A 12593-nucleotide genomic window follows, 5' to 3' on the forward strand; every position below is an offset into this window, starting at 1 on the left:
GGCAGCCCCGAGCCCCTCGGCGCCCGCTTCAGGACCGCCGCCGACGGCACGGCGGGGACGAACTTCGCCCTGTGGGCCGGCGGGGCGGAGGCCGTCGAGCTGTGCCTGTTCGACGGCGGAGGGGACGGCGGCCCGGACGGCCCGCCGCAGGGCGAGACGCGGCTGCCCCTCACCGAGCTGACGCACGAGATATGGCACGGCTTCGTGCCCGGGGTACTGCCCGGCCGCCGCTACGGCTACCGCGTCCACGGCCGCTGGGACCCCTGGACGGGCGCCCGCTGGAACCCCGCCAAGCTCCTGCTGGACCCCTACGCCCGCGCCGTGGACGGCGACTTCTCCCTGCCCCCCGAGGTGTACGGGCACGTGCGGGACTGGCCCCAGCAGCACGTCGCCGACACCGTCCGCGACGAGCGCGACTCGGCCCCGTACGTCCCCAAGGGCGTGGTCGTCGCGGACGGCGACGACTGGGCGGACGACCACCGGCCCAAGACGCCCTGGCCCGACTCCGTCATCTACGAGCTGCACGTGCGCGGCTTCACCAAGCGCCACCCGGGCGTCCCCGAGGAGCTGCGCGGCACGTACGCCGGGCTCGCGCACCCCGCGGCCGTCGAGCACCTGGTGCGGCTCGGGGTGACGGCCGTGGAGCTGCTCCCGGTGCACCAGTTCGCGCACGAGGACCACCTGCTGCGGCGGGGGCTGCGCAACTACTGGGGCTACAACTCCATCGGCTACTTCGCCCCGCACGCCGCCTACGCGGCGTCCGGGACCGACGGCCGGCAGGTGGGCGAGTTCAAGCGCATGGTGCGCGCCCTGCACGCGGCGGGCCTGGAGGTCATCCTCGACGTGGTCTACAACCACACCGCCGAGGGCGGCGAGCTGGGCCCCACGCTGTCCCTGAAGGGCATCGACAACCGCCGCTACTACCGGCTCCAGGGCGACCAGCGCCGCTACGCCGACTACACCGGCTGCGGCAACACCCTGCACGTCGTCCAGCCGAACGTCCTGCGCCTGATCACCGACTCCCTGCGCTACTGGGTGACGGAGATGGGCGTCGACGGCTTCCGCTTCGACCTGGCGGCGGCGCTCGCCCGCTCCATGCACGACGTCGACATGCTCTCGCCGTTCCTCGCCGTCATCGCCCAGGACCCCGTGCTGCGCCGCGTCAAGCTCATAGCCGAACCGTGGGACGTGGGCTCGGGCGGCTACCAGGTCGGCTCCTTCCCGCCGCTGTGGACGGAGTGGAACGATCGCTACCGCGACGCCGTCCGGGACTTCTGGCGCGGCGCCCTGCCCGACGTGCGCGACCTCGGCTACCGGCTCTCGGGCTCCAGCGACCTCTACGCCTGGGGCGGCCGCCGCCCCTACGCCTCCGTCAACTTCGTCACGGCCCACGACGGCTTCACCCTGCGCGACCTGGTCAGCTACGAGCACAAGCACAACGAGGCCAACGGTGAGGGCAACCGCGACGGCACCGACGGCAACCGCTCGTGGAACTGCGGTGCGGAGGGCCCCGCGGACGACCCCGCGGTGCGGGCCCTGCGACGGCGCCAGCTGCGGAACCTGCTGACCACCCTGCTGCTGTCGACGGGCGTGCCGATGCTCGTCGCGGGCGACGAGATGGGCCGCACCCAAGGCGGCAACAACAACGCCTACTGCCAGGACAACGAGACCAGCTGGACCGACTGGTCGCTGCTGGAGGAGCCGGGCTGGCGCGCCCTCGCGGACCTGTGCTGCCGGCTCCTCGCACTGCGCCGCGCCCACCCCGTCCTGCGCAGCCGCTCCTTCTTCTCGGGCCGCCCGCAGAGTGCGGACGGGCTGCGGGACCTGGCCTGGTTCACGGCCGGGGGCACGGAGATGACGCAGGCCGACTGGTACGCGCCGGCGGCCACGCTCGGCATGTACCTCTCGGGCCGGGACATCCCCCAGCGCGGGCAGCAGGGCGAGCCGGTCACGGACGACAGCTTCCTGGCCGTGCTGCACGCGGGCCCGGCCGACGCGGGGTTCACCCTGCCGGGCCCGCCGTGGGCGGACGGCTACGAACTGCTCGTGGACACCGCGCGGGAGGAGCAGGGGGCGGCGCCGGGCGACCGGCGGGCGGCGGGTGCGCGCATCACGGTGGGAGCGCGCTCGGTGCTCCTGTGGCGGGTGACGAGGGAGCGGGCGGAAGCAGGACCGGAGGCTCCAATTCCGCTGCCCCGTAAGGCCCTAGGCGCAAAAACCGAGTGAGCGGTGTCAGTGGTGAACCGTAGTCTCGGTCGTGATGACCGAGACCCCTGAAGCCCCGAGCCCGCCCGAGAGACGGTCCGCCGTCCGTTCACTGCTGCGCCTGTGGCCCTACGTGCGGCCGGTGCGCAACACGATGATCGCCGCCGCCGCCGTGACCGTCGTCGCGTCCTGCGCCAGCCTCGTCATTCCGCTCGCGCTCAAGTGGATCGTGGACGGCCCGGTCGCCGGCAAGGACCCCTCGGGGGTGTGGCTGGGCGGCGCGCTGGTGCTCGTGCTCGGCGTGGTGGAGGCGTCGCTCTTCGCGCTGCGCCGCTTCCTCGTGGCGCGTCCGCTGGCGAAGGTCGAGGCGGACATGCGGGCGGACCTCTACGGGCACCTGCAGCGGCTGCCGGTCTCCTTCCACGACCGCTGGCCCTCGGGGCAGCTGCTCTCGCGGGGCACGACGGACCTGATGCTGCTGCGCATCTTCCTGGCCTTCCCGCTGACGTTCATGCTGGTCAACGGCGTGACAATCCTGGTGGGCTTCGTCGTCCTGCTGGTGCAGCAGTGGACGCTGGGGCTGGTGCTGCTCGCCCCGGTGGTGCCGCTGGTGATCCTCTGCACGTATTTCGAGGAGCGCTACTCCCGGGCCGCGCGCACCGCGCAGGACCAGTCCGGCGACCTCGCGACGGTCGTCGAGGAGAGCGTCCTCGGCATCCGCATCATCAAGGGCTTCGGCCGGCACCGCGGCCAGGAGCGGGCCTTCGACGCCCTCTCCGGCCGGCTGCGCGGCACCGAGCTGGGCAAGGCGCACCTGCTGGGGATGCTCTGGGCGGTCATCATGAGCCTGCCGGAGCTGGCGATCGGCGCGGCGCTCGTGCTCGGCGTGCTGCAGGTGGCCGACGGCGAGCTCTCGGCCGGCACGCTGGTGGCGTTCCTGTCGACGGCGCTGGCGCTGCGCTGGCCGGTGGAGTCCTTCGGCTTCCTGATCGCGATCGCCAACGAGTCGGCCACAGCCGCCGACCGCTACTTCGAGGTCATGGACGCCCCCGTCCCCGCCGACCGGACCACCTCCTCGGCCTCCGACTCCACCGCCGCCGGCAGGAGCGGCGCCGGCAAGAGCGGCGACGTGCCCTCCCCGCGCCCGGCGGGCGAGCGCGGCGGGCTGCGCCTGGAGGGCGTCGGTTTCCGCTACCCCGACGCCCCCGCGGACGCCCCGCCCGTCCTGCACGGCGTCGACCTGCACATCCGGCCCGGCGAGACGATGGCCCTCGTCGGCACCACGGGCAGCGGCAAGACCACCCTGACCGCCCTCATCCCCCGCCTCCACGAGGCGACGTCGGGCCGGATCACCCTGGACGGCGAGGACATCGCCGCCATGCCGCGCGAGCGCCTGCGCGAGCTGGTCTCCGTGGCCTTCGAGGACCCGACGCTGTTCTCCGCGAGCGTCGGGGAGAACGTCCTGATGGGCGCCGAGGCCGGCCAGGAGGCCGATCTGGCCCGCGCCCTGGAGGTCGCCCAGGCCGGCTTCGTGCACGCCCTGCCCGAGGGCACCCGCACCCAGGTCGGCGAGCAGGGCCTGAGCCTGTCCGGCGGGCAGCGCCAGCGGCTCGCGCTGGCCCGCGCCGTCGTCGGCGACCCGCGCTTCCTCATCCTGGACGACCCGCTCTCCGCGCTCGACGTGCACACCGAGGCCCTGGTCGAGGCGGCCCTGCGCGAGGTGCTGGCCACCACGACCGCCCTCGTCGTCGCCCACCGCCCCTCCACGGTCCTGCTGGCCGACCGCGTGGCCCTGCTCTCCGGAGGACGCATCACCGCCGTCGGCACCCACCACGAACTGCTGCGCACCAGCCGGGAGTACGCCTCGCTCATGGCGGGCGACGAGGACCGGAGTGCCGCGGCCGACCGGACGTACGCACGGCACGAGGGAGGCCGGCGATGACCACCACCGCACCCGACCGCACCACAGCCGACGACGAGTGCACCACCCCCGCGGAGGACGGCGACGCCTTCGACAAGGACGTCCTGCCCGCCCCCAAGGGCGCCTCGCGCGCCCTGCTGCGCTCGCTGCTCGCCCCGGCGCGCGGCCGCGTCCGGCTCACCGTCCTCGTCATGCTGCTCCAGCAGGCGGCCGTCCAGGCGGGGCCGCTCCTCGTGGCGTTCGCCATCGACCGGGCCGTACCGGCCGCCCGCCGCGACGACTACGGCCCGCTGATCGCCGTCGGCACCGCGTACGTGGTGTGCGCCCTGGCCGCGGGCCTGCTGCAGTACGTCTTCATCCGGCTGTCGGCGCGCATCGGCCAGAACGTGCTCCTCGACCTGCGCGGCCGGATCTTCCGCCACGCCCAGTCCCTCAGCGTCGACTTCCACGAGCGCTATACCTCCGGGCGCCTCATCTCGCGCGCGACCACCGACGTCGAGTCGATACGCGAGCTGATCAACGACGGGCTGCAGGAGCTCATCGGGGTCTGCCTGGCCGTCGTGTACATCTCGGCCACCCTGCTCTACCTGGACTGGGGCATCGGCGCCGCCGCCGTCCTGTCCTTCGTCCCGCTGCAGTTGCTGATGCGCTCCTACCGGCGGCGCGCGCACGCGGTCTACCACGAGCGCTCCACCGCCATCGCCTCGGTGATCGTGAAGTTCACCGAGACCATGAACGGCATCCGCCCGGTCCAGGCCTTCCGCCGGGAGCGCGCCAACGCCGCGCACTTCGCGGAGCTCAACGACCGGCACCGGCACGCGAACACCCGGGCGCTGCTGGAGATGGCCCGCTACGTCTTCCTCTCCCGCCTCGTGGCCAACGTGGTGCTGGCCGCCGTCGTCCTCTGGGGCGCCTACCGGGTGGCCGGCGACGGGCTGGAGCTGGGCGTGCTCGCGGCGGCGGTGCTCTACCTGCGGCGGCTGTACGACCCGATCGACCAGCTGGCGATGTTCCTCAACTCCTACCAGTCGGCCGCGGCCTCGCTGGAGAAGATCGCGGGCCTGCTCGCCCAGCGGCCCGGCGTGCCCGAGCCCGCCGAGCCGCGCACGCTGCCGGAGCGGCGGGCGGGGCTGCCCGGCCGCGAGGTCGTCTTCGAGGGGGTGCGCTTCGCCTACCGCACGGGCGGCGAGGTGCTGCCCCGCTTCGACCTGACGCTGCACGCCGGGCAGACGGTCGCGGTGGTCGGCTCGACGGGGGCCGGCAAGTCCACCCTCGCCAAGCTCCTGGCCCGCTTCTACGACCCCACCGAGGGCCGGGTGCTCCTCGACGGGGTGCCGCTGGACGCGCTCGCCGTGCCGGAGCTGCGGCGCGGAGTGGTCATGGTGACGCAGGAGGCCTTCCTGTTCTCCGGCACCGTCGCGGAGAACATCGCCATCGGCCGCCCCGGGGCCGGCCGGGAGGAGATCGAGCGGGCGGCGAAGGCGATCGGCGCCCACGACTTCATCACGGCCCTGCCGGAGGGCTACGACACCGACGTGCGCAAGCGCGGCGGCCGGATCTCGGCCGGGCAGCGCCAGCTGGTGGCCTTCGCACGCGCCCTGCTCGCCGACCCGGCGGTGCTCATCCTGGACGAGGCCACGTCCTCGCTGGACATCCCGGGCGAGCGGGCGGTGCAGCGTGCGATGGCCACGGTGCTGCACGGCCGTACGGCGGTGGTCATCGCGCACCGGCTGTCGACGGTCGAGATCGCGGACCGCGTCCTGGTGATGGCCGACGGCCGCGTCGTGGAGGACGGCTCCCCGGCCGAGCTGACCGGAGGCACGGGCCGCTTCGCGGACCTGCACCGGGCCTGGCGGGACAGCCTGGCCTGACGGCCCGGGTGCGTGGCGGTGGCGGCAGGCGCCGCCCCGCACCGCTATGCGGACCTCGTTCTTTCGTCAACGGACGGATTCCGGCCAACTTGCCTCCGGGCTCCTGACACGTACATGCCTGCGGTGGCACTCTTCCCTCCACTGACGCGCGGCTCCCCCACGGCACGGCCGCCGGGCGTCGGCCTCGCTCCACCGGCACGTTGCATCGCCTGCTGTCCCCCCGAGGCCCCACGCCTCCCACCCCCGTCCCGCGGCACCGACCGGCAGCACCCGGCGGCCACCGCGCACGGGGAAGCGCAGCGCTCCACAACGTTTGACCGCACCCGCCGGATTCATCGGACCTGACCCGTCGGACGGGATCCATCGGCCCCCAGCTCCACCTGTTCTGCCTGATCTGCCCCTCGCAGAAGGAGTCAGCGTGAGACCCACCCCCCAGAAGAGAGCCGTCGCCGCCGGTGCACTGGTCGCCGTCTCGGCGATGCTCGCCGTCGGCACCCAGACCGGAACCGCGGCCGCCCGCACCGACGACGGAGCGGGCAGCGCTCCGCGCAAGGTCGTCGCCAAGGCCGACCCGGGCGCCATGCCCGTGAAGCTCACTCCCTCGCAGCGCGCCGAACTGATCCGCCAGGCCGACGCGACCAAGGCGGAGACCGCGCGGACCCTGGGCCTCGGCGCCAAGGAGAAGCTGGTCGTCAAGGACGTCGTCAAGGACGTCAACGGCACGATCCACACCCGCTACGAGCGGACGTACGAGGGTCTGCCGGTGCTCGGCGGCGACCTCGTCGTGGACGCGACCAAGGGCGGCGCCGTCAAGAGCGTCGCCAAGGCGACCAAGGCCCGGATGACGATCGCGACGACCACCCCGTCCTTCTCGGCGGCCGCCGCCGAGAAGGAGGCCGTGAAGGCCGCGGGCGCGCAGGGCTCGAAGGCCGGCAAGGCCGACCGGGCGCCCCGCAAGGTGATCTGGGCCGCGAGCGGCAAGCCGGTCCTCGCCTACGAGACCGTCGTCGGCGGCCTCCAGGAGGACGGCACGCCCAACGAGCTGCACGTCATCACCGACGCACGGACGGGCAAGAAGCTCTTCGAGTTCCAGGGAGTCAAGCAGGGCACCGGCAACAGCAAGTACAGCGGCCAGGTGACCATCGGCACCTCGCAGTCGGGCGGCTCCTACCAGCTCAACGACGCCTCGCGCGGCGGCCACAAGACCTACAACCTCAACCGCGGCTCCTCCGGCACCGGCACCCTCTTCACCGACGCCGACGACGTCTGGGGCAACGGCACCACGAGCGACGCCGCCACCGCCGGCGTGGACGCGCACTACGGCGCCCAGCTGACGTGGGACTACTACAAGAACGTGCACGGGCGCAGCGGCATCCGCGGTGACGGCGTGGGCGCGTACAGCCGGGTGCACTACGGCAACAACTACGTCAACGCCTTCTGGTCGGACGACTGCTTCTGCATGACCTACGGCGACGGCTCCGGCAACGCCAAGCCGCTGACCTCGATCGACGTGGCCGCGCACGAGATGACGCACGGCGTCACCTCGGCGACCGCCAACCTCACCTATGCAGGCGAGTCCGGCGGCCTCAACGAGGCCACCTCCGACATCTTCGCCGCCGCCGTGGAGTTCTGGGCGAACAACCCCAACGACGTGGGCGACTACCTCGTCGGCGAGAAGATCGACATCAACAGCAACGGCTCCCCGCTGCGCTACATGGACAAGCCCAGCAAGGACACCCGCTCCAAGGACGCCTGGTACTCGGGCATCGGCGGCATCGACGTGCACTACTCGTCGGGCCCCGCCAACCACTGGTTCTACCTCGCTTCCGAGGGCAGCGGCGCGAAGGTGATCAACGGCGTCTCCTACGACTCGCCGACCTCCGACGGCCTGCCCGTGACCGGCATCGGCCGGGACAACGCCGCGAAGATCTGGTTCAAGGCGCTGACCGGGCGCATGCAGTCGAACACCAACTACGCCGGCGCGCGCGACGCGACGCTGTGGGCCGCCGGCGAGCTCTTCGGCGTGGGCAGCGAGACGTACAACAACGTGGCCAACGCCTGGGCGGCCGTCAACGTCGGCAGCCGGGCCACCCCCGGGACCGGGGTCAGCATCACCGCACCCGGTGACCAGACGAGCATCGTGAACACCGCCGTCTCCCTGCAGATCAAGGCCACCAGCAGCAACTCCGGCGCCCTGAGCTACTCGGCGACCGGCCTGCCCGCGGGCCTGTCGATCAACGCCTCCACCGGTCTGATCTCCGGCACGCCGACCGCCACCGGCACCAGCAACGTCACCGTCACGGTCAAGGACTCGGCCGGCAAGTCCTCGAGCGCGTCCTTCAAGTGGACCGTGAACACCACGGGCGGCGGCAGCGTCTTCGAGAACAACACCCCCGTCGCAATCCCGGACGCGGGCGACGCCGTGACCTCGCCGGTCGTCGTGACCCGCAGCGGCAACGGCTCCTCCGCCCTCAAGGTGGACGTGAACATCACCCACACCTACCGCGGCGACCTGCGCATCGACCTGGTCGCGCCGGACGGCAAGACGTGGCGGCTGAAGGACTCGGACGCCTGGGACTCCGCGGCGGACGTGAAGGCCAGCTACACGGTCGACGCGTCGGCGGTCTCCGCGACCGGTACGTGGAAGTTGCAGGTGCAGGACGTGTACTCCGCGGACAGCGGCACGGTCAACAGCTGGAAGCTGAGTTTCTGAGCCCGGCACGGCCCCACGGCCGCGCCCCCTGAGGGGCGCGGCACCTGAACCGGGCGCCGTCCGGGGTGAGCATGACTCCCCCGGACGGCGCCCTACGCACATACGCACGGGGCGGGGCGGCCGCGCGTCAGCGCAACAGCACCCCCGCCGCCTCGCCCGTCGCCTCCGACGGCAGCGTCACCAGGCCCATCTCCGCGCCGCTGGACAGCAGCCGGTGCGAGGGCAGGATGCGGACGGTGTAGCCGAAGGGGCCCGTGCGGTCGAGGGTGAGCGGCCCCTCGTACAGACGGCGGCCGTCCAGGGCGGGGCCGCCCGCGGGCTTGAGGGGGAACGTGGCGGTCTGGCTCAGCCGGTCGGTGGGGTCGACCCGCCCGGCCACGGCCTGCACCTCCACGTCGGCCGGGTCCAGCGGGCCGAGCGTGACGCTCACCCGCAGGCAGACCGTGGAGCCCAGGGTCGCGGTGCCGTTGAGGGCGGTGTCGGCGACGGCCTCCACGTGGTCGACGGCCACGCCCGGCCACCCGGCCCGCACCCGGGCCTTCCAGGCGGCCAGCTCGCTCGCCGCGGCGGGTGTGAGGGCCCGCTGGGCCTCGGCGGCGGGGGCGTAGAGCCGCTCCACGTACTCGCGCACCATGCGCCCGGCGAGGACCTTCGGGCCGAGCGTGGTCAGCGTGCGCCGCACCATCTCGATCCAGCGTCCGGGGAGCCCGCCCTGCGTCCGGTCGTAGAAGCGCGGGGCCACCCGCCGCTCCAGCAGGTCGTAGAGGGCGGCCGCCTCCAGGTCGTCGCGGCGGTTGTCGTCCATGGCCGCGCCGTCGGCGGTGGGGATCGCCCAGCCGAAGTCGGGCTCGTACCACTCGTCCCACCAGCCGTCGAGCACCGAGAGGTTGAGACAGCCGTTGAGGGCGGCCTTCATCCCCGAGGTGCCGCAGGCCTCCAGCGGGCGCAGCGGGTTGTTGAGCCAGACGTCGCAGCCGGGGTAGAGCCGCTGGGCCATGGCCATGCCGTAGTCGGGCAGGAAGACCAGGCGCCGGCGCACGCGCGGGTCGTCGGCGAAGCGCACGAGCTCCTGCACGAGGCGCTTGCCGCTGTCGTCGGCGGGGTGGGCCTTGCCGGCGACGACGATCTGCACGGGCCGCTCGGGGTGCAGGAGGAGGTCCATGAGGCGGTCGCGGTCGCGGAGCATGAGGGTGAGGCGCTTGTAGGAGGGCACGCGGCGGGCGAAGCCGATGGTGAGGACGCCGGGGTCGAGGACGCCGTCGATCCAGCCGAGCTCGGCGGTGCCGGCGCCGCGCTCGCGCCAGGCGGCGCGCAGCCGCTCGCGCACCTCCTCGACCAGCTGTTCGCGCAGGGTGCGGCGCAGCTCCCAGATGTCGGCGTCGGGGATGTCGGCGACGGCGTCCCAGCGCGGGGAGCCGCCGACGGCCAGGGCGTCCTCGGTGCGGCCGGCGCCGACCCGGCGGGCGCCCAGGCGCATCACCTCGGGGGCGACCCAGGTGGGGGCGTGGACGCCGTTGGTGACGGAGTCGATGGGCACTTCCTCGGCGTCGAAGCCCGGCCAGAGGCCGGCGAACATCTGCCGGCTGACCTGCCCGTGGAGGGTGGAGACGCCGTTGGCGCGCTGGGCGAGCCGCAGGCCCATGACGGCCATGTTGAAGAGGTTGGGCTCGCCGCCGGGGTAGGTCTCCAGGCCCAGTTCGAGGACGCGTTCGACGTCGATGCCGGGCAGTTCGCCGGCGGCGCCGAAGTGGCGGGCGACCAGCTCGCGGTCGAAGCGGTCGATGCCGGCGGGCACGGGGGTGTGGGTGGTGAAGACGGCTCCGGCGCGGGCGCACTCCAGGGCGGCGTCGAAGTCCAGCCCGCCGTCCACGAGTTCGCGGATGCGCTCCAGTCCCAGGAAGCCGGCGTGGCCCTCGTTGGTGTGGAAGACCTCGGGTTCGGGGTGGCCGGTCAGACGGCAGTAGGTGCGCACGGCGCGGACGCCGCCGATGCCCAGGAGCATCTCCTGCAGCAGCCGGTGCTCGCCGCCCCCGCCGTAGAGCCGGTCGGTGACCTCGCGCTCGCCGGGGCCGTTCTCCTCGACGTCGGAGTCGAGGAGCAGCAGCGGCACCCGGCCGACCCGGGCCTGCCAGATGTAGGCGCGCAGGGAGCGGCCGCCGGGGAGGGCGAGGGAGACGCGGCTGGGGTTGCCGTCGGGCTCGCGCAGCATGGTGAGCGGGAGCTCGTTGGGATCGAGCAGGGGGTAGTGCTCCTGCTGCCAGCCCTCGCGGGAGAGGGACTGGCGGAAGTAGCCGTGCCGGTAGAGCAGTCCGACGCCGATGAGGGGGACGCCGAGGTCGCTGGCGGACTTCAGGTGGTCGCCGGCGAGGATGCCGAGCCCGCCGCTGTACTGCGGGAGGGCGGCGGTGATGCCGAATTCGGGCGAGAAGTAGGCGATGGCGGCGGGCAGCCCCTCGGGCTGCTCCTGGTACCAGCGCCGGCCGGTGAGGTAGTCCTGCAGGTCGTCGGCCACCGCGGCGAGGCGGCGGCGGAAGCGGCGGTCGTCGGCGAGGGCCGCGAGCCGCGCCGCGGGCACCGAGCCCAGCAGCCGCAGCGGGTCGCCGGCGGCGGCCCGCCAGCCCTCGGGGTCGACGGCCTGGAAGAGCTCACGGGTCTCGGGGTGCCAGGACCAGCGCAGATTGCGCGCCAGCTCACTGAGCGGTCGTAGGGGCTCCGGCAGAACGGGGCGCACACTGAATCGACGAATGGCCTTCACCCCCACGACGGTAGCGGGGACGCCCGGGGGCTTCGTGGCGCTTCGCGGCAACTGCCTGCTCCTGGCAGGTGCAGGCGGGAAGTGCGCCCCCTGGGGCGACCGCCGGAGCCCGGCCGCCGCCGGTGCGCCCGGTGCGGCCGGCGGACGGGTGCATGGCCGGGAACGGCGTCCGTATGGTGGACGGTACGGAGAAGCGGACCGCACGCGTCGGCCCCCCGGCTGATGCACCCGTACGAGGCGCAAATACGCCGCGCGTACAGCGGGAACGGCGGCGGCCGGTTACCGCTACGGCCTTCGACGGCCGGAACGGAGCGCCATTCCCCCGTCTGGCCGCCGGTTACCCGGTTTTCGCGCATTGCACACGATCGGCCCAACGGGGAGACTTCGTACGGGTGACGGCGTGCCGGCCTGCCTCCCCACCGGGTGCCACGGGAACTACGCACCGGTAGGTCCCACGGTGCGGGCATGCCCGGCCGGGACCGGTGGGAAAGCTCAAGCGGTATGCAGGGAGTCGCAGTCCGCCGCCGCCTCGTGTACGCGTCCCACGCCCTCCGCACGTCTTCCGCACCCACCCGAGTGAACGCGGTCAGGAGCAGTCATGCCCGCACCCGGCCGGCCGCCGGCGGAGCAGATAGAAAGAGCAGAACTCGCCAGACCCGCCGCTCCGCCCCACCCGCACCACCCCTCCGATCCCGTCGAACCCCCAGGTGATCCCATGATCGGTCGTATCCCCGTCCTGGACCTCGGGCCGCTCGTGGACTGCGGCCGCCGGCCGGTCAAGGCGGTCGTCGGCGAGACCTTCCAGGTCACCGCCACCGTCTTCCGCGAGGGCCACGACGCGCTCGGCGCCAACGTGGTGCTGCGCGACCCGGCGGGCCGCAGCGGCCCCTGGACCCCCATGCGCGAACTCGCGCCCGGCACCGACCGCTGGGGCGCGGACGTCACCCCCGGCTCGGAGGGCCGCTGGACGTACGCGGTGGAGGCCTGGAGCGATCCGGTGGCGACCTGGCGGCACCGGGCCTCGGTGAAGATCCCCGCCGGGATGGACGTCCAACTCGTCCTGGAGGAAGGGGCGCTGCTCTACGAGCGCGCCGCCGCCGGGGTGCCGAAGAAGGAGGGCCGCGAGGC

6 protein-coding genes are annotated in these 12593 nt (G+C 73.3%); 5 read left to right on the top strand and 1 reads right to left on the bottom strand.

Features of this window, described 5'->3' with window-relative positions; all coding sequences use genetic code 11:
- The 4 genes from glgX to V7793_RS23600 form a co-directional block, all read left to right on the top strand.
- On the top strand, nucleotides 1-2226 hold a 2226-nt coding region (gene glgX, locus V7793_RS23585; RefSeq protein WP_336009602.1), incomplete at its 5' end, for a glycogen debranching protein GlgX.
- A gap of 34 nt (nucleotides 2227-2260) precedes the next feature.
- The gene (locus V7793_RS23590; RefSeq protein WP_336009604.1) at nucleotides 2261-4147 is read left to right on the top strand and encodes an ABC transporter ATP-binding protein; all 1887 of its coding nucleotides are present in this window, start codon (nucleotides 2261-2263) and stop codon (nucleotides 4145-4147) included.
- Nucleotides 4144-5997, top strand: coding sequence for an ABC transporter ATP-binding protein (locus tag V7793_RS23595; protein ID WP_336009606.1), 1854 nt, complete (start codon nucleotides 4144-4146; stop codon nucleotides 5995-5997). Before V7793_RS23590 ends, V7793_RS23595 begins: the two co-directional genes overlap by 4 nt.
- A gap of 418 nt (nucleotides 5998-6415) precedes the next feature.
- The gene (locus V7793_RS23600) at nucleotides 6416-8710 is read left to right on the top strand and encodes a M4 family metallopeptidase (RefSeq protein ID WP_336009608.1); all 2295 of its coding nucleotides are present in this window, start codon (nucleotides 6416-6418) and stop codon (nucleotides 8708-8710) included.
- 127 nt (nucleotides 8711-8837) lie between these two features.
- Here V7793_RS23600 and glgP read toward each other — a convergent pair whose 3' ends face one another.
- Nucleotides 8838-11465, bottom strand: a complete 2628-nt coding sequence (glgP, locus tag V7793_RS23605) for an alpha-glucan family phosphorylase (RefSeq protein WP_336009610.1) — start codon at nucleotides 11463-11465, stop codon at nucleotides 8838-8840.
- A gap of 715 nt (nucleotides 11466-12180) precedes the next feature.
- Here glgP and V7793_RS23610 point away from each other — a divergent pair.
- A partial coding sequence (locus tag V7793_RS23610; protein WP_336009611.1) for a maltotransferase domain-containing protein occupies nucleotides 12181-12593 on the top strand: 413 nt, incomplete at its 3' end.

It is taken from the genome of Streptomyces sp. KLMMK (assembly GCF_036961605.1).
In the GTDB taxonomy this organism is placed as follows: Bacteria; Actinomycetota; Actinomycetes; order Streptomycetales; family Streptomycetaceae; genus Streptomyces; species Streptomyces telluris.